This is a genomic window from Methylobacterium sp. WL9, from assembly GCF_008040035.1.
Classification (GTDB): Bacteria; Pseudomonadota; Alphaproteobacteria; order Rhizobiales; family Beijerinckiaceae; genus Methylobacterium; species Methylobacterium thuringiense.
Window position 1 is genome coordinate 54987 of record NZ_VRVE01000005.1, and the last position, 24234, is coordinate 79220.

The following is a 24234-nucleotide window of genomic DNA, read 5'->3' on the forward strand; positions in this document are numbered from 1 at the left end:
ATTCGCATTGTTGGCGGCACGGCGTCGGCCGCAGGATGAGGGGCATGGGTAGCAGACCGACAGACGGCGCGCCGAGCGGATGCGGAGCCGTATGCGTTGCCGGCGGCGGGGACGTCGCGGTCACGGTGGTGATCAAGGCGCTCAACGAGGAGGCGCATGTCGCGCGTGCCGTCGCGAGTGCCTGGACAGCCCTGGCGGTCGTGGCCGAGGCCGGCTTTGGCGCGGGCGAGGTGATCCTCGCCGACAGCCGCTCGACCGATCGCACCGCCGCCATCGCTGCGGCTGGCGGAGCACGCGTCGCGCGGCTCGCCGACGACGTGCCGCGCAGTTGCGGGATCGGGCCGCAGCTCGGCTACCAGCACGCCCGCGGCCGCTTCGTCTGCCTGATCGACGGGGACATGGTGCTCGACCCCGGCTTCCTCAGCGCCGGCCTGCGCTTCCTCGGCGAAAACCCGGAGGTGGCCGGCGTCGGCGGCGGCGTACGCGACGTCAACGTCGTCAATCTCGAATTCAAGCGCCGTGCCCTGCGCGGCGCGGTCGACCTTCAGCCCGGCTCCGTCGACCGTCTCAACGGCGGCGGCCTCTACCGGCGCGAGGCGATCGAGCAGGTCGGCCATTTCAGCGACCGGAACTTGCACGGCTACGAGGAATTCGATCTCGCCGTCCGTCTGCGTGCGGCAGGGTGGCGTCTGCACCGCCTCGCCGTCCCCTTCGTGGATCATTACGGTCACGTGATTGGCGGCTACGCGCTGCTCAGGAGACGGATCGAAAGCCGCTATCTCGACGGCATCGGCGAGATGCTGAGGGCCGCGATCGGCCGCCCGCATCTGCGCATGGCCCTGCGCGACCTTCCGGAAATCCGGCTCTGGCTCGGGGTCTATCTCGGCTGGCTCGTCGCCGCCGGCCTCGCCGTCGCGGTGCCCGGCCTCGCCAAGCTCGTTGCACTGGTGGCACTGATGGCGCTTCCGATCGCCGCCCTGGGCTTGCGCTACCGCTCGCTGCCGCTCGGCCTCTACGCCTTCGTTGCCTGGAACGCGCACGCCTTCGGCATGGCGCGCGGTTTTCTTGGGGGACGGGTCGCGCCGGGTGAGCGGATCGCCAGCACCGTCGCGGAACCGGCAACCCGGCACGACGCGGCATCGCCCGCACCCCGGGACGTAACCCCCGGCCGGGCGGCAAAAGCGCTGGCCATCTGCGCGGGGCTCGCCATCGCAGTGGCGGCCGCCGCCCCGATCGAGCGCGCCGATGCCCGGCCGGCAGAGCCGACATGGGTGGCCCTGCGTGATCGCAACCTCGCCATAGCCGAGGGCAGCCCGCTCGACTTTTCCGGCCTCGGACCCCTCGTCCCGGCCGGCACGCAAGGCCGGGTGATCGCCGGCCCCTCCGGCAACCTCGCGCTCGCGGACGATCCGGCCACGCGCGTCCCCTTCCTGTGCGCGTCGCTCGCCTGGAGTCCGGCCTCCGGCAGTTATCCCGACAAGCCGACCGCCGAGCGCTATGCGCGGCAACTCCGGATCCACGGTTACAACCTCGCCCGGCTGCACTTCGCCGACGCGATCCTGATGACCGGGCGGTCGCGCGATTTCGATCTCGACCCGGAGCAGTTCGACCGGCTCCGCTATCTGCTCGCCGCGCTGAAGCGCAACGGCATCTACTGGATGATCGACGGGCTGACGTCGCAATCCGGCGGCCTCGGCGGGATCGACGATCGTTGGGGCAATGCGGGCGGACTCAAGCTCGGCGTCCATGTCGATGGGGCCGCGCGCGCCCATTGGCGGCGCCTCGTCAGGACGATCTACGGCAGCGTGAACCCCTATACCGGGCTCAGCCCGCTGCACGATTCCGCGCTGGCCCTCGTGGTGCTCGCCAACGAGAACGGCGTCGAATTCGATACGATCCTGGCCGAGAAGGACTCGGGACAAGCCTATCCGGACATGCTCCGGGCTCCGTTCAACGCTTGGCTCAAGACGACCTATCGTGGCAACGCCGCGCTGCGTTCGGCCTGGGGCGATCTCGGGGCCGGCGAGAGCCTCGAGGCGGGCACGGTCCGCCTGCCGACGGATCGCTACGTGCCCGGCCCGCGGATGCGCGATCTCAAGCGTTTCTTCGTCGCGCTGGAGACGGACACGGTCGGCTGGATGACCGGGGAACTCGCAACCCTCGGCTATTCGGGCCTCGTCAGCGCCTACAACAACGGGCTGTCGAGCCAGACCGATCTGAGCCGGGCCCCGCTGCCTGTCGTCAGCATGAACGCCTATTTCGACGAAGTGCTCTCGTTCGATCCCGGCACGACGATCTCGCAGAAGAGCTCACTCGACGACGCTGCCGGCTACCTGCGCGAATTGGTCGGCCGGCGCCGGTTCGGGACACCCTTCGTCGTCACCGAGTACGACCATCTGTTCTGGAACCGCTTCCGGCGCGAGGCGGGACTCGTGGTGCCGGCCTATGCCGCGCTTCAGGGCTGGGATGCGATCTGCCGCCACGCAGCCGGGCCGATCGACCTGACCGTCGATCAGCCCTGGCCGCATAAGCGCAGGCTGCTGCCCTTCGGCATCTCGCTCGATCCGGTCGCCCGGGCCGGCGAGACCCTGGCCGCCCTGCTGTTCCGGCGCGGCGACGTCGCCGCGGCGCAAAGTGGTGTGGCCCTTCCGTTCGGGACGACCGCCGACCTCGTCGACGACGGCTTCGGCGGCTTGCCGGATTCCGTGACCAAGCTCGGGCTGCTGACGCGCTTCGGTCTCGTCCCGCATTCGGGCGAGCGTGTCCCGGCCGGCGTCGCCACGCTGCCGGCGCTCTCGCAAGGGACGACCCCGTCCTTCGCCGCGGATCGCGCCGCGATTCGAGACGACGCTTCCGATGAGGCCGCTGGCCTCTACGGAAGCGTCGGCGGGCAGATCCTTCTCGATGCCAGGGCGCGCCGGCTGCAGGTCGTCACGCCGCGCACCGTGGCCGCGAGCTATGCCGCGGTGACCGAAAAGCTGCGGCTCGGGCCCCTGACGATCGAGGCCGGGAGCGGACCGGCTCTGCTCGCGGCAAGCGCCCTCGACGGTCGGGATCTCATCGCGTCCCGGCGGATGCTGCTGATCTTCGCGACCGACGCCAGGAACACCGGCATGCGCTTCCGCGACACCGAGGCGCGCACCATCGAAAACTTCGGCGAGATGCCGATTCTGATCGAGCGTCAGACCGCGCGCCTGCGGTTCGCTCTGGACGCGCCGCGGGAATGGCGTCTGCGCTCGCTGCATCTCGACGGAACGCCGGGCGATGCGATCGCGATGCGCACCGAGGCGAACACCCTGGTATTCGACCTGGACAACACCGCGACTAGCCATGGCCCGACGACCTTCTTCCTGATGGAGCGGTCGTGATGTCGGCCGACGCTTCCCCACCCCTCGACTACCGATACCGCGTCGGCCCTCGGGCCGACGTCGAAGTCGAGCCGATCCGGCTGGAGCGCGGCTCCGGGCGGATGACGGAGCCCGGCCCGTCGCCGAAGATCGTCGCGGCCCGGCCGGTCTCCTCCCGGTCGGCGCTGTCCGTGGCCGCCTCGGGCCTGCTGTTCCTGTTCGTCTTCCTGTTCTTCTGGATCTCGGTGAACCCGTTCATCGATCTCACCGATCCGACCTCCCAGACACCGAGCGAGTCGGCCGGCGCGCTCAACCAGGCCGCCGTCTTCCTTCTCGCCGGATTGTCGGCCGCAGGCCTCGCCCTCGGCGCTTGGCGTCATGCCGGCAGCCTCGCCGTGCCGCTCTTCCTGGCGCCGCTGGCCTGGTACCTCGTGACGGCCGGCCTATCCGTGGAGCCCTCGCTTTCGGCGCGCCGCTACGTGCTGACGCTCCTCATCATCGTGCAGGTGGTCAACGCGCTGCTGATGGCCGGCGATCGGCGGATCTTTTCCGCATATCTCGCGGTCTCGCTGCTCGCCGTCCTGGTGATCTGCTACGGCGGCGTCGCGCTCTGGCCGAGCCACGCCGTCCATTCCGCCGACGAGATCCTCGAGCCGATGCATGCCGGGCATTGGCGCGGCTCGTTCCTGCACAAGAACGCGGCGGGCGGCGCGATGGCGCTGGCGGTGATCGTGTCGATCTACGTGGCGCGAACCTTCAACGTGGCGGTCGGATGGCTGCTCGGCATCGCCTCCGCGATCTTCCTCGTCGCGACCGTATCGAAGACCGCGCTGGCGCTTCTGCCGGTCTCGCTGCTGCTGTCGGAAATCCTGCTGAGGGTGTCCTCCCCGCTCGTCCGCGGGGCGATCATCGCCTCGGTGCTGGGGCTGTTCGGGCTGTTCACGGTGGGCTCGGTGATCCTGCCCCCGGTCCACGCGATCCTGGAAGTGGTCTCGTCCGACCCGACCTTCACCAACCGCACCGAGATCTGGAGCTACGCCCTGTCGCAGTTGGGCGCGAGGCCGCTGATCGGACATGGATTCGAGGCGTTCTGGCGCTCGGGCTCGGTATTTTACAGCGCCTCCGAGACCTTCGCGAGCCAAGCCGCCAACGGCCATGACGGCTATGTCGACATCCTTCTGACGACCGGCCTGCCGGGGCTGATCATCAGCCTCGGCGCGTTCGTGGTCCAACCGCTACGGGATCTCAACCGCAGCCTCGCCAGCGGCAAGGATCCGGCGACGACGGCGTTCTTCACGCGGCTGTGGGTGTTCTGCCTGCTGACGAGCTTCCTCGAAAGCATCTTCCTCAACAACACGCCCGGTTGGTTCATGTTCTTGCTCGCCGTCATCGGCCTGCGCTTCCTCGCCTGCGCCCGCGTCATCGTCGCACCGTCCGCGGAGGCTGCGCGATGACCGGTCTGGCGCAAGCCCCGATGCGGGAGCCGCTGCAGCGGCGCCTCGCGCGGCTGGCCGCCCGCACCATCCGCACGCGGACGGTCCGGGCCCATCCGCACGCGCCGCTGGTGTCCTTCACCTTCGACGACATCCCGGACTCCGCTGCGGAGCGTGGTGCCGCGATCCTGGAAGGCGCCGGAGTGCGCGGCACGTTCTACATCGCCGGCAGCCTCGTCGGCGCGGTCGAACCGATCCGACGCCTCGCCGGCCGGGAGCAGTGCCGCGACCTGCATCGCCGCGGCCACGAGATCGGCTGCCACACCTTCTCGCACCAGGCTGTCTCGGACCTGGGCCGCACGGCGCTCGCGGAGGACATCGCGAGGAATGCGCGCTTTCTCGGAGAAATCGATCCCGGCATCGCGCCGGCCAACTTCGCCTACCCCTTCAATACGACCTCGCTGCGGGCCAAGCGGCAGCTCGAATCCCACTTCGCCACGTGCCGCGGCGGCGTCCCCGGGATCAATGCCGGCCGGATCGATCCCGGCTTCCTGCGCGCGGTCGAACTCGCCGATTGCTGCATCGACGCGGCGGCGGTGCGCTCCTGGATCGCCCGCGCCGTCGAGGCGCGCGGCTGGCTGGTGTTCTTCAGCCACGGCATCAGCGAGCGCCCCGAGCCGTGGGGCTGCCATCCGGATCTGCTCCGGGCCGCGGTCGCCGAGGCCCGGAGGCAGGGGGCATCCGTCGTCACCATGCGCGAGGCGTTGCGGCAGGTGCTCGGCGACGATCGGGCGACCGCATCATGATCGCAGTCGCGGAACGGATCGAGGCTCCGATCGTGCCGTCGGCCCTGCCGTCCGGCGGACGGCTGCTGTCGATCAACAACTATCATTATCGCCGCGGTGGCGCGGAGGTGGTCTTCCTCGAGCAGAACCGCCTCTTCGAAGAGATCGGCTGGGACGTGGTGCCCTTCGCGATGCGCCATCCGCGAAACCTCCCATCCCCGCACGAGCGTCATTTCGTCGAGGAGATCGAGTTCGGCCACGCCTACGGCCCGATGACTCGGCTCAAGCACGCTGCGAGCATCATCTACTCGCGCGAGGCCCGCGCACGGCTTCGTGACATCCTGGGCGAGGCGCGGCCGGATGTGGCCCACTTCCACAACATCTATCACCACCTCTCGCCCTCCTTCCTGCCGGTCCTGAGACAGGCCGGGGTTCCGGTGGTGATGACGGTCCACGATCTCAAGCTCGCCTGCCCGGCCTACACGATGCTGCGTGACGGCAAGGTCTGCGAGCGCTGCAGGGGTGGCCGGATCCACAACGTCGTCGTGAACCGCTGCATCAAGGGATCGCTGCCCTTGAGCGGCCTCGTCATGCTGGAGACGGCGGTGCATCGGGCGCTGGGACTCTACCGTGACACCGTCGACGCCTTCGCGGTGCCGAGCCGGTTCTACATCGACAAGCTGGTGGAATGGGGCTGGCCGCGCGAGCGCTTCGTCCACGTGCCGAACTTCGTCGATTCCACCGCGCTGCGGCCCGGTACGACCGTCGGCGAGGGCTTTCTCTATGTCGGCCGGCTCAGTCCGGAGAAGGGGCTCGATACGCTGGTGCGCGCAGCCGCCCTGTCCGCGCAGCCGGTCACGATCGTCGGCACCGGGCCGATGGAGGACGAACTCCGGGCGCTCGCGGCCGAGACCGGCGCCGACGCGCGCTTCCTCGGCTTCCGAACGGGCGAGGCGTTGCACGATGCGATCCGCGGCTGCCGTGCCGTCGTGCTGCCCTCGACCTGGTACGAGAACGCGCCGATCAGCGTGCTCGAAGCCTATGCGCTCGGTCGCCCGGTGATCGGTGCCCGCATCGGCGGGTTGCCGGAGATGGTCCGCGAGGGGGAAACCGGCGCCATCGTCCCGCCGGGGGATGTCGCGGCGCTCGCGGCCGAACTGACACGCTTCGGAACGCTGCCGGCCGAGACGCTGCTCGCCATGGGCCGGGCGGGGCGGCGCTGGGTCGAGACGGATTTCTCCCGGGACGCCTACCGGGATCGCCTGCTCGATCTCTACGCCTCACTTCGCGGAGGCCGGCGATGATACCAGCGGCGATAAACTTCGACGCGTTCGGCGATCGGCCGCCGGCAAGCGCGATTGCGCGCGGCCTCTCGGGCCGCGAACGGCCCTGGCGGCGTCGGCCGAAAGGGCCATGCGTATGAGACGTCTGATCAAGCCGGGTCAACGCAAGGCCCGCCGCCCGCTCAAGGTGATGATGCTCGGCCTGCGCGGCCTGCCGCGGGTGCAGGGTGGAGTCGAGCGCCATGTCGAGGAACTCGCCCTGAGGCTCGCCAGGTCCGGCTGTTCGGTCGAGATCCTGGCGCGCGGCCCTTATGTCGAGCGGAAAGACCCGCACCGCTGGCGCGGCCTCGTCGTCACACCGCTGCCGTCGCCACGTGCCCGCTCGCTGGAAGCCGTGGTCCACACCCTCTTGGGCGTCGTGCACGCGGCGCGGCGCGGGCCGGACATCTTGCATATCCACGCGGTCGGCCCCTCGCTGCTCGTCCCGCTGGCGCGGGCCCTCGGCCTTCGCGTCGTCGTGACCCACCATGGCTTCGACTACGACCGTGCGAAGTGGGGACGTTTCGCGAAAGTCGCGCTGAGGCTCGGGGAATGGGCCGGCATGCGTTTCGCCAACCGGCGCATCGCCGTGTCACGCGTGATCGCGCGGACCATGAACACGCGCTACGGCGTGCTCGTCGACGCCGTGCCGAACGGCGTCACGCCGCAGCCGCAGCCATCGAGCATGGCGGCCTTGCGGCAGTTCGGGCTGACGCGACGGCGCTACGTCATCACCGTGAGCCGTCTCGTTCCGGAGAAGCGCCATCTCGACCTGATCGAGGCCTTCGCCCGAGGCGCGCCGGAGGGGTGGAAGCTCGCCATCGTCGGCGCGGCCGACCACGAGGACAATTATTCCCGTATGGTGCTCGCGGCGGCGGAGGCGACGCCGGGTGTGGTCGCGACGGGCTTCCAGAGCGGTCTGGCGCTTCGCGAGCTCATGGCGCATGCGGGCCTGTTCGTGCTCCCTTCAAGCCACGAAGGGCTGCCGATCGCGCTTCTCGAAGCCCTGGCGGACGGTCTGCCGGTGATCGCCAGCGATATCCCCGCCAACCGCGAGATCGGGCTGTCGGACGCGTGCTATTTTCCCGTTGGGGACGTCCCGGCACTGACGGCGGCGATCGCCCAATCCTGCGCCAGCTTTCACACCGACGCCGAGCGCGACGCCAGCCGCGCGCGGGTCGGTCGCGAGTACGACTGGGACCTGATCGCCGTCGACACCCGCGCCGTCTACGAGACTTTGCGGGAGGACGAGGATCCCGCCGCCATCCTGGGTGAGCTCACACCGCTTCCCCGGCCATCCCCGCGATAGACTGCTCTCCGAGTAGGCCGATTCGGGTTGAAGCGAGAGCGCAGCAGATCGAGATCCTGCCGCCGCCACACGAAAATCTCGGAGCGAGCCTGCGAGATTTTACTCAATGAGTTGTTTTGGAAGCATCGGCGTCGTCCCCGCTGGGCGGTGCATCGGGCTTGGCGGATTTCAGGGACCGCAGCAGGATCCACTTGTAGGGCCGGAGCCGTTGCCAGAGCCGAGAGGCGCGAAGACGCGTTAGAAGAGCGCCGGTCAGGACGTAGAGACGTCCGCGCAGGCTTACGGGAATCACCGCGATGTGGAGAGGCACGACCACGTCGCAATATTCGTACTTGTAGACCTCGTCGCCGATGCCGAAATCGAACCAGCGATAGCCGTGCGTGTGGCACCAGCGGATCAACTCGTCGTTGAGGATCCGGCCGGGTGAGAATTTGCGCCACTCGCCACCGGCATAAGCCGTCATCAGAAAATAGAAGCGGTCTTCATACACCAGGCCCCAATGGCTCGCGACGACCGTATCGCCGGCCCGGACCGCGGACAGATGAATCGGAGAGAGGTTCGCGAGCCGCCGCGTCGCCTCGTCGTAGAAGGCGCGCTTGCCGGGGATCTCGAAGCCCGGAACGCGGGTCTCGTGGAATTTCCGGGTCTTGTTCTCGATCATGTCGTCGAGGAACTGCCGGCCCTGCTCGGGCGAGTCGGCCACCTCCAGCGCCACGGCCTGATCCTTGGCAAGCTGGCGCATGTAGCGGACATGGCGCTTCGAGACCGGGATCCGCTTTTCAAGGTCTTCCCGGCCGACGGGCAGGCTCATCACATGGCCCGATTCGGGCATCTGGACGACATCGAGATGCATCAGCGGGTTCGCCTGTCCGCCGACTTCGGTGGGCATCTTGTCGAACACCGCCACGTCGAAACCGGGCAAGGCCGCCCGGATATCTTGCCAGAGCCGCTTCATCGCGTCCGCATCGAGGTTCGATGCAGGCGCAAACAACACCGGCTGGCTGTAATCGACGACGGTACCGTCGAGGAAACCGAGCACCCGGACGCCACGGATGCGTTCGATCCCGAGGGGGAGCAGCATCACGGTCTGCCCGGCGGCATCGGAGACGCCGACGAACAGCGCCCGGATCCGCCGCGCCGCGCCGATGGTATCGAGCCAGACTTCGAGGATGTCGGCGCATTGAAAGACGTGGCAGCGCGCCGAGCCCTGACGGTCGCTCCGGGGCCAATCCGGGAAGGCCGAGGGCGTATCGGCGACGCGTATTCGAAACGTATCGGCCGGTCCGCCGGCCACCGGGTCTACACGAGATGCGTCCGTCAGGATCACGAACGTCCCCCTCAAACAATGGCTGTGATGGCGCGAGTGCTCCGGACGCGTTTCGATCGCAACCTCACCGGAACCACGGCCGAGCGATGCGCTGCCGGCCGGCCTCGAACGTGACCGAACCAACGCCGAAGGCTCCCAAGTTCAATGAACCTGAGAGCACTCACGATATCCGTACCCAAGTGCTTAAAATTGATGGTGCTGCGAGGGGGGATCGAACCCACGACCTCCTCATTACCAATGAGGTGCTCTACCACTGAGCTACCGCAGCTTGCGGGGGCGGCCTGAAGAAGCGGCACCGTCCGGCAGGAGGCGGCTCTAACGGATCGGATCGGGCTTGGCAACGGCCCGAATGACAGGTTTATGGCTCTGCGTTGACGCGATCCGAACCCGTGTCTATAGAGCCGGCTCTGCCACCGTACGCGCTTCGCGGGCCGGCGGCGTCGCCTTTTGCCTGATCACACCTGATGCGTCGATCGAACGCCCGCCATCGCGAGGACGTTTCGGTGCCGCCCAAATAGACGAGGATGCCCCATGGCCAACACCGTGTCGGCCAAGAAGATGACCCGCAAGATCGCCAAGCGCACGGCGATCAACCGCTCGCGCCGCTCACGCATGCGCACCTTCGTCCGCAAGGTCGAGGAGGCGATCGCTGCCGGCGATCAGACCGTGGCCGCCGACGCCTTGCGCGTCGCCGAGCCGGAACTCATGAAGGCTGCTCAGAACGGCATCGTTCACAAGAACAACGCTTCGCGGAAGGTTTCGCGCCTCGCCGCCCGCGTGAAGGCCCTCGCTGCCTGATACGCCTCACACGGCATCATCGACGAAAAGAGCCCGGCCATCGCGCCGGGCTTTTTCGTGCGCGCTCTGCGAGATGAGCTGCCGTCCGCGATAGCCGCCAAGCGCCAGCGTCCCGCTTTTCCACGGCCTTGCGCGAGTTGTTCACAGATTCTTCGAACTTGTCCCAGCGCCGACCTTGCACCGCCGCGCCCGACGCCGGTTCAGACGGCGTTAACGCTAATCTGAATCGTTTCAGTTGCGTCTCCGGCGCCCCCGCCTGTAGCTTAACAAAACCTTGCTGCCGCGGATCGAGTGCGAAGTGTCAACGGCTTGCGCCGGAGTCGTCCCCAAGTTCCGCACCTCTGTCTCGACTCCGATGGGCTGCGCGAAGGCCCCCCTGGTCCCGCAGATGCTATCCCCAGACTTCCCGGTGTTAGGAGAACGATAGAGGATTGTTGATAGACCCGTCCTGCCGGTCGATGATCCCGCGGGAGGGCTTGACACGGCAGGACCATTCCGAGGCCTCGCGACTCGCCGAGGTCTCCTTCAAGTAGCGTGAGCGTACGTGTCCCCGGCGGTGTCCCCGTCCCGGATACGAGGAGAAGTCAGGTTATGCAGCTCGACGGCAGCAGGACGGACGGCGCCGACAACGGCAGGAACGGCAACGGCGCGGGCGATGTCCAGGCGGCCTGGACGCGCGTGAAGCGCCGGCTGCGGGCCGAGCTCGGCGAGGACGTGTTCGCGAGCTGGTTCGCGCGGCTCGAGCTGGAGGATGTCGTCAACGGCGTCGCCCGGCTGACGGTGCCGACGCGCTTCCTCAAGAGCTGGATCGAATCGCACTACGTCGATCGGGTGCTGAACACCTTCAAATCGGAGGTCGAGGACGTCGTTCGACTCGACGTCAGCGTGCGTGGCGCCGCGTCCCCGCCGCGCCCGGTCGCCGGCGTGGCCAAGCCCGCGGCGCCTGCCGGCCCCCTCGCACGCTATCAGGCGTCCGGGGCTCCGGCTCCGACGCATGGCGCCGTCGCCAACGCGGTTTCCGAGGCCGCCGCCGGCGCCCGCGCCGACGCCTCCTCCTCGGGCGACATGAGCAGCGCGCCCCTCGACGCGCGTCTGACCTTCGCAAGCTTCGTCGTCGGCCGCTCCAACGCTCTGGCCCATGCCGCAGGCGAGCGCGTGTCCCGCCATGACGGCGAGGGCGCCCTCTACAACCCGCTCTACGTCCATGCCGGCGTGGGCCTGGGCAAGACCCACCTGCTGCACGGGATCGGCCATGCCGCCCGCGAGGCCGGCCGCCGCGTGATCTACCTCACCGCCGACCGCTTCATGTACGGCTTCGTCAACGCCCTGAAGACCCAGAACGCCCTGGCCTTCAAGGAGCGCCTGCGCGCCATCGACCTGCTGATCCTCGACGACGTCCAGTTCATCCAGGGCAAGTCGATCCAGGCCGAGTTCGGCCACACGCTCAACGCCCTGATCGACGCCGGCAAGCAGGTGGTCGTCGCCTCCGATCGTCCGCCGACCGAGCTCGAAGCCCTCGACGAGCGCGTGCGCTCGCGGCTCGCCGGCGGTCTCGTCGTCGAGATCGGCACCCTCGACGAGACGTTGCGCGCCTCGATCCTCCAGGCCCGGCTCACTGCCGTGCGTGTGACGCACCCGACCTTCGAAGTCGCACCCGCCGTCGCCGCCTACGTCGCCAAGGCGATCACCGCCAACGGCCGCGATCTCGAAGGCGCCGTGAACCGCCTCCTCGCTCACGCCACGCTGACCGGCGCCCCGGTGACGGTGGAGACGGCCGAGGCCGCGATCCGCGATCTCGTCAAGAACCGCGAGCCGAAGCGGATCAAGATCGAGGACATCCAGAAGCTTGTGGCCTCCCGCTACAACGTCTCGCGCTCGGACATCCTCTCGGAGCGCCGGACCGCCGCCGTCGTGAAGCCGCGCCAGATCGCGATGTACCTGTCGAAGGTGCTGACCCTGCGCTCGCTCCCCGAGATCGGCCGGCGCTTCGGCGGCCGCGACCACACCACCGTGCTCCACGCCGTCCGCAAGATCGAGAAGCTGATCGGCGACGATCCGGTGCTCGGCGACGAGGTCGAGCTGTTGAAGCGAATGCTGCAGGACTAAACACGACACTCGCAGAGCCAAGGTTGGGCCTGCTTGAGCGCACGGGATGGGTGTCTCGTGCGCTCAAGCTGTTTTCAGATCGTACTGCAGCGTGATGCGGCGTACCGCACGGAGAGTGTTAACAAGTAGTTTCCACGCCGACTTTCCGCCCGATTTTTCAATCACAGGTCGTGTCTGTGCATGCCGCCCGATTGTTTTCAGTCGCGGTTCCGTGCGCGTGCATTGGAGACTGCAGGGCGATGCGGAAACAGAGCAGCGACGCCGGTCGAGCACGTCACGACATCGGCGCCGGGGCGTCGCCACATGGGAAACGGCGCAAATCGAGTCGCGCCAAGCACGGGGCGACCTCGCAGCCGAATCTGCAGGGCAAACGCCGGCGGAATGCGACGCCGATCGCGATGACAGCCGCACCTCCGGTCGCCGATCTGCTCGAACCGACCTCGGCAGCGGGTTATGCCGTGAGCGCTGCCGTGCAGATTCCTGCCGCTGTCTCGATTGCAGGACCGGAGCGCGACCTGGAGACGGTGACCGCTGTGGTGGTTTCCGCACCTCCCGACGCCGATCCGTCGGACGATCTCGACGAGCCCTGCAAGGCCTCGACGCAGGCGATTGCCGCGCCTGCCGCTCCCGCGGAGTCGGAGCCCTTCCGTTTCGCCGAGCCGACAATGCCTCCGCAAGCCGACTCAACGCGGTCGCGATCCCGGCACGCCCGGCCGTCGTTCGTTCGCTGGGCGACCGCGGCTTCGGTCGTTGCGGCTGGGCTGCTGGCGCTCGGCCGCATCTCGCACACGGACGTCTCGGCTCATGCCGTGCCGGAGCCGGTCCACCTGGTTCGACATACCTTGCCGGTTGAAGCGGTGATCGGCGTCGCCTTGCCGCCGATCCAGATCGCGTCGTCGGCGTCGCCGCCGGCTTCCATACCGCTCCTTCCACCGCCCGAAGCTTTCGTCGCGCCGCCGTCTCCTGATCTCGCGGCGATGATCGGCCCGTCCGCGAGCGAGCGCGTCATGGCACGCGATGCTGCGCTTCGGCACCGCATCGCCAAACCTCGGCAGCCGTTTCCGAAAGCAATCGTGTCCGAGACGGCAGGCGTACCGCCCAGCCCCGCCCAGCCGCCCACCGACGATGCGCATACGAAGCTCGCAGGCCGCTCACACGCGCTCGGTCGCTACGAGATGCGCTGGGGAACCGCCCGGCTGCACGAGGATCCGAATTCCGAAAACGCCCAGGGGCCGAACTGGGATTTCCTGGTGAGCGCGCGGTAGCTCAAGCGTGGGCCTCGGTACTCGGCCCGCCGGCCGCCGCAGCCAATCCGGGCGGGAAGGTCGTCGCGTCTCTCTTGCCTTGAGCTTACGGCTTCGCCAAGCTGTTTGCCCTGATCCCGCATCTCCAGCGGCGGCAGGCGTTCTCCGAAGTTCAGAGTTTTCCCGATGAGAGTCACTGTCGAGCGCGCGGCCCTCCTTCGGTCGCTCGGCCACGTGCACCGCGTCGTCGAACGGCGCAACACGATTCCGATCCTGTCCAACGTGCTCCTGCGCGGCTCTGCAGATGGCCTCCAGCTCAAGGCCACCGACCTCGATATCGAGGTGACCGAGACCGTTCCGGCCGACGTCGCCGATGCCGGCGCGACCACGGTCCCTGCGCACGTGATCTATGACATCGTACGCAAGCTGCCCGACGGCTCCCAGGTCTCGCTTGAGACGAGCGAAGAGACCGGGCAGATGACGATCCGGTCCGGCCGCTCCCGCTTCGCCCTCGGCGCCCTTCCCGAGGGCGATTTCCCCGATCTCGCCGCGGGCGAGCTGCCGCACGCTTTCTCGATCGCCTCGCTCGATCTCAAGCGGTTGATCGACAAGACGCAGTTCGCGATCTCGACCGAGGAGACGCGCTACTACCTCAACGGCATCTACCTGCACACGATCGAGGTCGAGGGTGCCCTCAAGCTCCGGGCCGTCGCCACGGACGGGCACCGCCTCGCCCGCGTCGAGATGGACGCGCCCGAAGGCAGCCGCGGCATGCCCGGCATCATCGTGCCGCGTAAGGCCGTAGCGGAGATACAGAAGCTCGTCGACGACGGCGGCGAAAGCGTCTCCATCGAGATTTCGCCGGCCAAGATCCGGCTCTCCTTCGCGAGCGGCGTGACCCTGATTTCGAAGCTCATCGACGGGACTTTCCCCGATTATCAGCGGGTGATCCCGACCGGGAACGACAAGCGTCTGACGGTCCAGCGCGACGAATTCGCGCGCGCAGTGGACCGCGTCTCGACGATCTCGTCCGAGCGCGGCCGCGCGGTGAAGCTGGCGATGACGGACGGGCGTCTCGCCCTATCGGTCAACAACCCGGATTCCGGATCGGCCACCGAAGAACTCGACGTCGATTACGAGGCGGCCGGGCTCGATATCGGCTTCAACGCCCGGTACCTCCTCGACATCACCAGTCAGTTGGAAGGCGACACCGCCCTGTTCCGGCTCGCCGATCCGGGCTCGCCCACGGTGATCCAGGACCGCGAGGGCGCGCCTGCGCTCTACGTGTTGATGCCGATGCGGGTGTGAACCGGGCTATCCTCGGCACGCCTGAGGTCATAGATCCCGAGACATGCAAACGATGCCGGGCGATTCAGCTCGCCCCTCGCGGTTGATCGTCCGCGATTTCCGTAATCATACCGAGTTCGACCTTTCGATCGGCCGCCCCTTCGTCGCTCTGGTCGGCGAGAACGGTGCGGGCAAGACCAACCTGCTCGAGGCCCTGTCGCTATTCTCACCCGGCCGTGGCCTGCGCCGGGCCGATCTGACGGTGATGGCGCGCGCGGGCGGCCCGGGCGGCTTTGCCGTCTCGATGACCCTCGGCTCGCGCGAAGACGGACACAGGCTCGGCACCGGCTGCGAGCCGCCGGGCTTCGACGGGCGTCCGACACGGCTGTGCCGGATCGACGGCGCAGGCGTTTCGTCGCCGGTCGCCTTCGCGGAATTCCTGCGCATCGTCTGGCTGACGCCAGATCTCGATGGCTTGTTTCGCGGGCCTGCCGGTGATCGCCGGCGCTTCCTCGACAGGCTGGTTCTTGCAGTCGACGCGACCCATGGTGGACGGGTCGCAGCATTGGAGCGGGCCTTGCGCTCCCGAAACCGGCTTCTGGACGAACGCCCGGACGATGGTCGTTGGCTCGATGCCGTCGAGCGTGAGGTGGCCGAACTTGGGGTGGCTGTGGCCCTTGCCCGCCGTGAAACCGTCGAACGTCTCGACCGGCTGATTGGCGAGACGCGTGACGACGCACAGCCCTTCCCCTGGGCCAACGTGCGGCTCGAAGGGGACCTCGACGATCTCGTCGCAGTCTGGCCGGCTCTGGAGGCGGAGGACCGCTTCCGTGCGGCGCTCCGACAGAGCCGGCACCGCGACCGCGCGGCTGGCCGGACGCTTGTCGGTCCGCAGACCACGGATCTCGTGGTGCGACACGGACCCAAGGACATGCCGGCGGCTACGGCTTCCACCGGTGAGCAGAAAGCCCTGCTGATCGGACTCGTGCTGGCCCATGCCCGTCTCGTCCAGGCGATGAGCGGTATCGCTCCGCTGATACTCCTCGACGAAGTCGCCGCCCATCTCGACCCGCGCCGCCGCGCGGGCTTGTTCGAGGCGCTCGAAGCTCTGCCCGGCCAAGTCTGGATGACCGGTGCCGATCCTGCCGTATTCGCCGAAGTCGGGCACCGGACCGAGGTGGTGAGGATCGGCAACTAGTCGGGATTTTTGCGCAATTTTCTTGGGAGGATCGTCCATTGACCCTGTGCGTCGCCGAATCTACCCACCAGCGGCCATGAGCTTACAAAGAATATCGGCAGACCAGGTATCGCCGCCACCCGAACCGGTCGGGCGGTCATGAGCGGTCCCGTTCGTCAGCCGGGCTGCGAAAACCTGCGGGAACAGCCGCTTCGTGGCTATGCGGTCTGTACATTGCCACGCTCGGGAAGCAATTACTTCTGCGACGTGCTCGGGACGACCGGCGTGCTCGGATATCCGAAGGAATACTTCAACGGCGACGCGCGCCGCCTCTACGACGATCCCAGCTACCCCGATGGACGGCATCAGCAGGTCGAACGCATTCTGACGATGGGGCGTACGCCGAACGGGATCTACGGCCTGAAGACCTTTCCGGGCCTGCACGATCTGGTGGCACCGCATCTGCGTTGGACGAAGGTGCTGCCGCGCTTGAGTTTCGTGCGCTTCCGCCGTCGGGACGTGCTCGGGCAGGCGATTTCCTGGGTGCGCGCTGCGCAGACCCACCAGTTCCGCATGTCTGATCCTGTACGTGGCGAACCGGCCTATGACGCCGAAGCCATCGCGCTGCGGGTGCGCCAGATTTGCCAGCGCGGCGCTCGCTGGGACATGTTCTTCGCACGCACCGGCCTGCCGTTCATCGAGATCACTTACGAGGATTTTCTGGCAGATCCCAGTGCGGCTGCCGCGCGGGTTGGAGACCTTCTCGGTCTCGACGAGCGCCCGATGGTGCGGTTGGAGCGATCGATTTTCCGCGTTCAGCGGGATGGCAGCAATGCGCAATGGCGGGCGCGTTTCCTAGACGAACATGGCGATGCCGACCGCATGGATGCCTTTGCGGTATGAGCAGGGGGATGGCATGGCATTGATCGTCGAGCTCCTCGGCCGCCTGCGCCGGAAAGCTGCCCGACCTCCATCGGACCGCCCTCTACCTCGCGGTTACGCGGTCTGCGGAGCCCCACGTTCAGGCAGTAATTATTTCTGCGAGATCCTGAGCAGCACGGGTCGGCTTGGACACCCCCGCGAGTACTTCAACGCGAATGCACGCCGGGCCATCGACGATCCAAATTTTCCCGATGATCCGCATCTCCAGATCGAGCGTATCCTCACCAGTGGCGCGACCCAGAACGGGATCTATGCGCTGAAACTGTTTCCGGGTCTGTTCGACACCGTTTCTCAGCATTTGAAGCTGACGCAGGCCCTGCCGAACCTGCACTTCGTCCGCCTGCGCAGACGCGACCTTCTGGGCCAAGCAATTTCATGGGCGCGTTCGACCCAGACGCAGCAATTCCGTTCGACCCAGACGCCGAGTGGCGAGGGGCGCTATGATGCCGACCTGACCCGAGCCTACCTCGCCCAAGCCTGCCAGCGCTCTGCCCGTTGGGACATGTACTTCGCCAGGACCGGCATCGACCCGGTCGAGGTGACATACGAAGAACTCTCCAGTGATCCGCAAGGCGCGGTCGATAAGGTGGCGGACGCTTTGAATGTCGCCCGCCCGCGTGTCGCCCTCGACCGTGTGCGCCTTGAAGTTCAGCGTGACGAACTCAGTGGAGAGTGGCGCAGGCGGTTCATCGCCGAACACGGCGATCCGAGTCATATCGATCCGGTGGAGGCGATGGCTGCGACGCTCTGAGCTTTGTCAGGCCGCGGCGAGGGTCGCGAACACAGCGAGCGCAGAGTTTGCCAGCAACTTTGCCGTATCCGGACATTAAAGCGGCGCTATAAGCCCATCCTCTCCCGTCAAGGTCGCGACTATCGCGGAGGCATCAACGAACATCAGGTCTCGCCGCTGATGTTGTCGAAGAATGCTCCGTCGGCTACGAAACCGGTGTTGGGAATAGCAGAAATTTGGTCCGGCAACAGTAGAGCCGTGCGGCTGCCGACAGAGAATCGTCTGGTGGTTGAGGCTATCGACGAGTGCCCTCCAAACCGCCTCGGTCTCGTAGACACGCCCCACAGGGGCCGGCTGTCCGCAAGCGGATACATAGCGTCGCTACCGGAGGTCGAGCGGCATATCGCGCTCCCTACGTAGACAGTTCCATCGTATTGCCTACACACGCCCGCTTCAGCAGTGACATACTCTTCGTTAGCACCGAGACACCCATGACCCAGCGCCTCGATGAGGCTCGCGCCGCGCTCAAGAAGACCTTCGGCTACGACGATTTTCGGCCCGGGCAGGCGGAGGTGATCGGGGCCGTGCTCGACGGCACGGATGTCTTTGCCGTGATGCCGACGGGGTCGGGCAAGTCGATGACCTATCAGCTGCCCGCGCTCATGGGCGATGGGCTCACGGTGGTGATCTCGCCGCTGATCGCGCTGATGCACGACCAGGTGCAGCAGATGGTCGGGTTCGGCGTCGAGGCTGCCACGCTCAACTCGACGATTGCCGAGACTGCCGCGCGCGAGACGTGGCGCAAGATCCGCTCGGGCGAGCTGCGGTTGCTGTTCGTCTCGCCGGAACGCCTGCTGATGGACGGCTGCATGGAGGCGCTGCGCAGCGCCGGCGTGCAGCGCCTTGCGGTCGACGAGGCGCATTGCGTCTCGCAATGGGGCCACGATTTCCGGCCGGAGTACCGCGAGATCGCCCGCGCCCGCGAGGCCCTCGGCAACGTGCAGACCCTGGCTCTTACGGCCACGGCCGATGCGGCGACGCGCACCGACATCGCAGAGCGGCTGTTTCCGGCGGGACGCGAGGCCAAGACCTTCGTCCATTCGTTCGATCGGCCGAACATCCGGCTGACCTTCGCGGCTAAGGACAACCCGACCCGGCAGCTCGAACGCTTCCTGCGCAACCGCAAGGCGGAGAGCGGCATCATCTACTGCTCGTCGCGCAAGCGCGTGGAACAGCTTGCAGACACCCTGAAAGGCGACGGCTTCAACGCCCTCCCCTACCATGCCGGCCTCGACCAGGGCACGCGCATGCGGAACCAGGACACCTTCCTGCAGGAGGACGGCGTCGTCATGACGGCGACGGTGGCCTTCGGCATGGGCATCAACAAGCCGGACGTGCGCTTCGTCTGCCATGCCGACATGCCGACCAACGTCGAGGGCTACTATCAGGAGATCGGCCGCGCCGGCCGCGACGGGCTGCCGGCCGATACGCTGACGCTCTACGGTCTCGACGACATGTCGCTGCGCCGCCGCCAGATCGACGAGAAGGAGGTGCCGGACGAGCGCCGCCGTGTCGAGCGGCGCAAGCTCGAGGCGATGATCTCGCTCTGCGAGGGCGCGGCCTGTCGGCGCCAATCGCTGCTCTCGTATTTCGGCGAAACGAGCGAGGCCTGCGGTCGCTGCGATCTCTGCCGTGGCGGCGTCTCACTGATCGACGGAACCGTCGAAGCGCAGAAGCTGCTGTCGGCGATCGTGCGCACCGGCCAGCGCTTCGGCGCGGCCTATGTCTGCGACGTCGTGCACGGCAAGGAATCCGAGCCGATCCGGAAGAACGGCCACGCCCAGCTCAAGACCTTCGGCGTCGGCGCCGACAAGCCCGTCGCCGCGTGGCGCGCGCTGCTGCGCCAGCTCTTCGCCGCAGGCGCGGTCGCCGAGAACGGCGACGGCTATGGCGGGCTCACCATGACCGAGAAGGGCGAGGCGATCCTGTTCGGCCGCGAGACCGTCCAGGTCAGGCCCGATCCGGAGCCGCGCAAGGCCGAGCCGAGGAACCGTCGTACGGCCGTTCGCGACGATGAGGCGCTTCAGCTTGGCGAGGCGGACGAGGCGCTGTTCCAGCATCTGCGTGGCCTGCGAGCGACCATCGCCCGCGTCGAGAACGTGGCGGCCTTCATCGTGTTTCCGGACAAGACCCTGATCGAGATGGCCCGGGCCAAGCCGGTCGATCTTTGGGCGCTTCGCAGCGTACACGGGGTCGGCGAGCGCAAGCGCGAGGCGTATGGCCAGCGCTTCGTCGAGGCCATCGTAGAATTTCTAGCCGACTCGCCGTCCAAACGCGTGCCGGGTTGAAGATGATTCTTCAGCTGCCGACCAAGCTCCACCATGCCGTCTCCCGGCATGGACGCCAGTGCATCGCGGGCTGCGGAATAGCACGACTCTGCCGGCAGGAATGCTGCTAGACGGTCGCCTCTTCCGTCAGCCTGGCGAATTCCTCGCCCGCCCGTATCGAGCGCGTAAGCCATTTCCGATTCCGAAGACACGACCAAGCTGCGCCGGATCTTCTATCTGCCCGGGTTCGATCCTCGCGAGCCGGAAGCCTATTGGGGTCTGCTCCGCCGCGAAAGCAGGCTGACTGCGAGCCGGCGCGGTATGACGATCGAGGTCGGCAAGTCCGTCCGCTCGACCGACGGTCATAGCCTCGATTGGATCATCGACAGCGTCGAGCATGGCGCTCGTACTCGGACAGGCTACAGTCTGCTGAGATGGGACGACATCGTCCGTTCCCACTTCCCGCGATCGAACGTCGACCGGCTGATTGCGATCCCCGCGCTTTGGTGGCGTCTCTGGCGGACCGGCTATCTCAAGGCCTTCCGACGCGAGGCCTGGCAGTTCTCGACGGTGATCCTCGTCGTCCACCTGCTCTACGCCACGCTGGTTGGCGCGAGCGTGACCCTCGCTGCCTGGTTGACCGCGATCTCACCGCTCGGCGACGGGCCGCCAATTCTGCAACTCGCCCTGACTGTCCCCGCCGCCTACGGCATCCTCGGCCTGCTCACGCGTGCAACGAAAGGCCGGCCATTCTACGTGACACATCTCGTCGACGACACGGCGTTCACGCACGAACACGCGGCGAACCGGACCACGGCCATGAGCGAGCGCCTCGATGCCTGGGCGCTGCGCATCCACGCGGCCGAGTCCGAGGCGTCCGAACTGGTCGTGATCGGGCATTCCTCGTCGAGTTTTCTGGCCCTCGAAGCCCTCGATCGCGTACTCGCACGCGATCCGCTCTTTGGCCGACGCAGCACGCCCGTGACGCTGGTGACGCTGGGCAGCGTGATCCCGTGGATCGCCCTCGACGCGCGGGCAGAGGCCATTCGTGGTTCGCTGCAACGTGTCGCCGATGCCGACGCAATTGCCTGGCTCGACCTGCGCGCACCCTGGGACTGGCTCTCGATCCACCTGCGCAATCCACTGCAGGCTTCGGATATGTATGCGCCAAATCCGGACAGACCGACGATCTGCAGCGTCGACATCGAGGACCTGATCGAACCGAGTGCCGTCGCATTGGGGCGCTGGAACTTCTTCCGCATGCATTTCCAGCTGCTCATGTCGAGCCGCGACCGGAGCGCCTTCGACTACATCGCGCTGATAGCGGGGTCCGTGCCGGTGCATCGGGCGGTCGGCGAACTCCGGGATGTCCCTGCTGCGGACGTGCCGGTCACGGTCCCGGCGAGCTGAACTCTGAATGCGGGATAAGGATCGCTGCGGATATGAGCCCTGACGGGTTTGCAGTGGCGGCCCCGCCGATCTAATCCGTCGCACGACGCGTGGGAGCCCCGAGGATGGGACCTCCCCCAATGGCGACTTTTCCGCCACGCCAGTCCCAGGCGAGAGACCGAATGTTTCGCAATGACGTCCCGATCACGCCGGAGCTCGTCCGTCAGCACGGACTCACGCCGGACGAGTACGCTCGTTTCCGCGCCCTGATCGGCCGGGATCCGACGCTGACCGAGCTCGGGATCGTCTCGGCGATGTGGAACGAGCACTGCTCCTACAAATCCTCGCGCAAGCACCTGCGCGGGCTGCCGACGACGGCGCCCTGGGTGATCCAGGGGCCCGGCGAGAACGCGGGCGTCATCGACATCGGCGACGGGCTCGCCTGCGTTTTCAAGATGGAGAGCCACAACCACCCGAGCTTCATCGAGCCCTACCAGGGCGCGGCGACCGGCGTCGGCGGCATCCTTCGCGACGTGTTCACGATGGGCGCGCGGCCGATCGCGGCGCTGAACGCGCTCCGCTTCGGCTCGCCGGACCATCCGCGCACGCGCCATCTCGTCTCGGGCGTGGTCGCTGGCGTCGGCGGCTATGGCAATTCGTTCGGCGTGCCGACCGTGGGTGGCCTCGTCGGATTCCACTCGCGCTATGACGGCAACATCCTCGTCAACGCGATGGCGGTGGGCCTCGCGAAGACCGACGCGATCTTCTACGCGGCGGCCACCGGCGTCGGGAATCCGATCGTCTATCTCGGCTCCAAGACCGGCCGCGACGGCATCCACGGCGCGACCATGGCCTCTGCCGAGTTCGACGCGGAGACCGAGGCCAAGCGCCCGACCGTGCAGGTCGGCGACCCCTTTGCCGAGAAGCTGCTGCTGGAGGCCTGCCTGGAGCTGATGGCGTCCGGTGCCGTCATCGCGATCCAGGACATGGGCGCGGCGGGCCTGACCTGCTCGGCCGTCGAGATGGGCGCCAAGGGTGATCTCGGCGTGGAGCTCGACCTCGACGCCGTGCCGGTGCGTGAGGAGGGCATGACGCCCTACGAGATGATGCTGTCGGAGAGCCAGGAGCGCATGCTCGTGGTGCTCAAACCCGGCATGGAGGATGAGGCGAAGGCGATCTTCGTGAAGTGGGGCCTGGACTTCGCGATCATCGGGCACACCACCGACACGCTGCGCTTCGTCGTCAAATGGCACGGCGAGACCATGGCCGATCTGCCGATCAAGGAACTCGGCGACGAGGCCCCTCTCTATGACCGTCCGCATATCGCCAACACGCACCAGCCGGTGATCGCTGCCGCCGACGTGCCCGCGACGGTCCCGCATGCGGAGGCCCTCAAGCGGCTGATCGGCTCGCCCGAACTCGCCTCCAAGCGCTGGGTCTACGAGCAATACGACCACTTCATCCTGGGTAACACGATCCAGAAGCCGGGCGGCGACGCCGCCATCGTGCGCGTCGAGGACGGCCCCAAGGGGCTCGCCATCACCGCCGACGTCACGCCGCGCTATTGCGAGGCCGATCCGGTCCAGGGCGGCCGGCAGGCGGTGGCCGAGGCCTGGCGCAACATCACCGCCGTCGGTGGTCGTCCGCTCGCCATCACCGACAACCTCAACTTCGGCAACCCCGAAAAGCCCGAGGTGATGGGTCAGCTCGTCGGCTGCCTCAAGGGGATCGGCGAGGCCTGCCTCGCCCTCGACTTCCCCGTCGTCTCCGGCAACGTCTCGCTCTACAACGAGACCAACGGCGTCGGCATCCTGCCGACCCCGACCATCGGTGGTGTCGGCGTGCTCGACGACGTGGCGGTCCACGCGACGATCGCGCTGAAGCGCGCGGGCGATGTGCTGGTGCTGCTCGGCCGGACCGAGGGCTGGCTCGGCCAGTCGCAGTATCTCGCCGTGATCGCCGGCCGTGAGGAGGGCGCACCGCCGCCCGTCGATCTCGCCGGTGAGCGCAAGACCGGCGATTTCGTGCGCGGCCTGATCACGTCGGGCGCCGTCGACACGGTGCACGACCTGTCCGATGGCGGATTAGCCGTGGCACTCGCCGAGATGAGCATCGCGTCGGGCATCGGAGCCACCGTGCCGGAGGCGCCAGCGGGTATCGCGGCACATGCCTGGCTGTTCGGCGAGGATCAGGGCCGCTACCTGCTCGCCGTAAGCGAGACGGTAGCCTCTGAGATTTTGTCCGGCGCTTCGGCGCAAGGCATCGCGGCCGCGCGCATCGGCACGACAGGCGGCGATGGTTTGACCCTGCCGGACAGCGAGACCATATCGGTGGCTGATCTTCGTGCCGCGCATGAGGATTGGTTTCCGGCCTACATGGCGAGCCAGCCGGCTGCCCCTGCCGCCTGACACGACCTCACCGCAAGACTGGAGACACCCCGATGCCGATGGATGCGCGTGAGATCGAAGCGATGATCCGCGAGGCGCTGCCCGACGCCACGATCGACATCAAGGATCTGGCGGGCGACGGCGATCACTACGCCGCGACGGTCCTGTCCTCCGCCTTCAAGGGCAAGACCCGCGTGGCGCAACACCAGATGGTCTACGGCGCGCTGCAGGGGCGCATGGGCGGCGTGCTCCACGCCCTTGCGCTGACCACGGGCGTCCCCCAGGATTAGGGGAGCTGATTTCAACCGATCCGATAAGAGGACG

At 67.4% G+C, this 24234-nt stretch carries 17 protein-coding genes and 1 tRNA gene; 16 read left to right on the forward strand and 2 right to left on the reverse strand.

From position 1 onward, the window contains the following. Positions 1 to 44: 44 nt before the first annotated feature. The 5 genes from FV217_RS23190 (at position 45) to FV217_RS03570 (ending at position 8196) form a co-directional block, all read left to right on the forward strand. A complete protein-coding gene (locus FV217_RS23190; RefSeq protein ID WP_210245117.1) occupies positions 45 to 3368 on the forward strand; it encodes a glycosyltransferase in 3324 nt (1107 codons plus the stop codon). Then, positions 3368 to 4801: an O-antigen ligase gene (locus FV217_RS03555; protein ID WP_147814362.1), complete on the forward strand. Its 1434-nt coding sequence runs from the start codon at positions 3368 to 3370 to the stop codon at positions 4799 to 4801. The genes FV217_RS23190 and FV217_RS03555 overlap by 1 nt, the downstream gene beginning before the upstream one ends. After that, a complete protein-coding gene (locus tag FV217_RS03560) occupies positions 4798 to 5586 on the forward strand; it encodes a polysaccharide deacetylase family protein (RefSeq protein WP_147814364.1) in 789 nt (262 codons plus the stop codon). The genes FV217_RS03555 and FV217_RS03560 overlap by 4 nt, the downstream gene beginning before the upstream one ends. Further along, positions 5583 to 6869: a glycosyltransferase family 4 protein gene (locus FV217_RS03565; protein WP_147814366.1), complete on the forward strand. Its 1287-nt coding sequence runs from the start codon at positions 5583 to 5585 to the stop codon at positions 6867 to 6869. Before FV217_RS03560 ends, FV217_RS03565 begins: the two co-directional genes overlap by 4 nt. 115 nt (positions 6870 to 6984) lie before the next feature. Next, complete coding sequence (locus FV217_RS03570) at positions 6985 to 8196, forward strand: glycosyltransferase family 4 protein (protein ID WP_246682710.1); 1212 nt, start codon at positions 6985 to 6987, stop codon at positions 8194 to 8196. 103 nt (positions 8197 to 8299) lie between these two features. Here FV217_RS03570 and FV217_RS03575 read toward each other — a convergent pair whose 3' ends face one another. Then, positions 8300 to 9523 carry a GNAT family N-acetyltransferase gene (locus FV217_RS03575; RefSeq protein ID WP_147814368.1) on the reverse strand — a complete coding sequence of 408 codons (1224 nt, stop codon included), beginning with the start codon at positions 9521 to 9523 and terminating at the stop codon, positions 8300 to 8302. Positions 9524 to 9716: 193 nt separating this feature from the next. Next, positions 9717 to 9791: transfer RNA gene (locus FV217_RS03580), tRNA-Thr, on the reverse strand. 263 nt (positions 9792 to 10054) lie between these two features. Between FV217_RS03580 and rpsT the strand changes: the two genes are divergently transcribed. From rpsT to FV217_RS03635, 11 genes are all read left to right on the forward strand, one after another. Further along, positions 10055 to 10321, forward strand: coding sequence for a 30S ribosomal protein S20 (gene rpsT / locus FV217_RS03585; protein ID WP_147814370.1), 267 nt, complete (start codon positions 10055 to 10057; stop codon positions 10319 to 10321). A gap of 591 nt (positions 10322 to 10912) precedes the next feature. After that, on the forward strand, positions 10913 to 12427 hold the full coding sequence (dnaA, locus tag FV217_RS03590; protein ID WP_147814372.1) for a chromosomal replication initiator protein DnaA: 1515 nt from the start codon (positions 10913 to 10915) through the stop codon (positions 12425 to 12427). A 239-nt stretch (positions 12428 to 12666) separates the two neighbouring features. Next, a complete protein-coding gene (locus FV217_RS03595) occupies positions 12667 to 13692 on the forward strand; it encodes a hypothetical protein (RefSeq protein WP_147814374.1) in 1026 nt (341 codons plus the stop codon). Positions 13693 to 13857: 165 nt separating this feature from the next. Next, entirely contained in the window at positions 13858 to 14979 is a 1122-nt protein-coding gene (gene dnaN / locus FV217_RS03600) for a DNA polymerase III subunit beta (protein WP_147814376.1), read from the forward strand. A gap of 43 nt (positions 14980 to 15022) precedes the next feature. Then, positions 15023 to 16156, forward strand: coding sequence for a DNA replication/repair protein RecF (recF, locus tag FV217_RS03605; protein ID WP_147814378.1), 1134 nt, complete (start codon positions 15023 to 15025; stop codon positions 16154 to 16156). A 138-nt stretch (positions 16157 to 16294) separates the two neighbouring features. After that, complete coding sequence (locus tag FV217_RS03610) at positions 16295 to 17038, forward strand: Stf0 family sulfotransferase (RefSeq protein WP_147814380.1); 744 nt, start codon at positions 16295 to 16297, stop codon at positions 17036 to 17038. Continuing rightward, a complete protein-coding gene (locus FV217_RS03615; protein ID WP_147814382.1) occupies positions 17001 to 17828 on the forward strand; it encodes a Stf0 family sulfotransferase in 828 nt (275 codons plus the stop codon). Before FV217_RS03610 ends, FV217_RS03615 begins: the two co-directional genes overlap by 38 nt. 470 nt (positions 17829 to 18298) lie before the next feature. Next, positions 18299 to 20155: a DNA helicase RecQ gene (recQ, locus tag FV217_RS03620; protein WP_147814384.1), complete on the forward strand. Its 1857-nt coding sequence runs from the start codon at positions 18299 to 18301 to the stop codon at positions 20153 to 20155. A gap of 300 nt (positions 20156 to 20455) precedes the next feature. Continuing rightward, complete coding sequence (locus FV217_RS03625; RefSeq protein WP_238230413.1) at positions 20456 to 21544, forward strand: hydrolase; 1089 nt, start codon at positions 20456 to 20458, stop codon at positions 21542 to 21544. 161 nt (positions 21545 to 21705) lie between these two features. Beyond that, positions 21706 to 23931 (forward strand): phosphoribosylformylglycinamidine synthase subunit PurL, encoded by a 2226-nt coding sequence (purL, locus tag FV217_RS03630; RefSeq protein WP_147814388.1) that lies wholly within the window; start codon positions 21706 to 21708, stop codon positions 23929 to 23931. A gap of 32 nt (positions 23932 to 23963) precedes the next feature. Then, on the forward strand, positions 23964 to 24200 hold the full coding sequence (locus FV217_RS03635; RefSeq protein ID WP_147814390.1) for a BolA family transcriptional regulator: 237 nt from the start codon (positions 23964 to 23966) through the stop codon (positions 24198 to 24200). Positions 24201 to 24234: the final 34 nt, after the last annotated feature.

What these genes read in the sequence shown, in the direction of transcription:
- FV217_RS03565 (WP_147814366.1), top strand. Translation starts at nt 5,583, where the DNA reads ATGATCGCAGTCGCGGAACGGATCGAGGCTCCGATCGTGCCGTCGGCC.
- FV217_RS03595 (WP_147814374.1), top strand. Translation starts at nt 12,667, where the DNA reads ATGCGGAAACAGAGCAGCGACGCCGGTCGAGCACGTCACGACATCGGC.
- rpsT (WP_147814370.1), top strand. Translation starts at nt 10,055, where the DNA reads ATGGCCAACACCGTGTCGGCCAAGAAGATGACCCGCAAGATCGCCAAG.
- dnaN (WP_147814376.1), top strand. Translation starts at nt 13,858, where the DNA reads ATGAGAGTCACTGTCGAGCGCGCGGCCCTCCTTCGGTCGCTCGGCCAC.
- FV217_RS03560 (WP_147814364.1), top strand. Translation starts at nt 4,798, where the DNA reads ATGACCGGTCTGGCGCAAGCCCCGATGCGGGAGCCGCTGCAGCGGCGC.
- purL (WP_147814388.1), top strand. Translation starts at nt 21,706, where the DNA reads ATGTTTCGCAATGACGTCCCGATCACGCCGGAGCTCGTCCGTCAGCAC.
- FV217_RS03570 (WP_246682710.1), top strand. Translation starts at nt 6,985, where the DNA reads ATGAGACGTCTGATCAAGCCGGGTCAACGCAAGGCCCGCCGCCCGCTC.
- FV217_RS03615 (WP_147814382.1), top strand. Translation starts at nt 17,001, where the DNA reads ATGGCGATGCCGACCGCATGGATGCCTTTGCGGTATGAGCAGGGGGAT.
- recQ (WP_147814384.1), top strand. Translation starts at nt 18,299, where the DNA reads ATGACCCAGCGCCTCGATGAGGCTCGCGCCGCGCTCAAGAAGACCTTC.
- FV217_RS03555 (WP_147814362.1), top strand. Translation starts at nt 3,368, where the DNA reads ATGTCGGCCGACGCTTCCCCACCCCTCGACTACCGATACCGCGTCGGC.
- dnaA (WP_147814372.1), top strand. Translation starts at nt 10,913, where the DNA reads ATGCAGCTCGACGGCAGCAGGACGGACGGCGCCGACAACGGCAGGAAC.
- FV217_RS03625 (WP_238230413.1), top strand. Translation starts at nt 20,456, where the DNA reads ATGACGATCGAGGTCGGCAAGTCCGTCCGCTCGACCGACGGTCATAGC.
- FV217_RS03635 (WP_147814390.1), top strand. Translation starts at nt 23,964, where the DNA reads ATGCCGATGGATGCGCGTGAGATCGAAGCGATGATCCGCGAGGCGCTG.
- FV217_RS23190 (WP_210245117.1), top strand. Translation starts at nt 45, where the DNA reads ATGGGTAGCAGACCGACAGACGGCGCGCCGAGCGGATGCGGAGCCGTA.
- FV217_RS03610 (WP_147814380.1), top strand. Translation starts at nt 16,295, where the DNA reads ATGAGCGGTCCCGTTCGTCAGCCGGGCTGCGAAAACCTGCGGGAACAG.
- recF (WP_147814378.1), top strand. Translation starts at nt 15,023, where the DNA reads ATGCAAACGATGCCGGGCGATTCAGCTCGCCCCTCGCGGTTGATCGTC.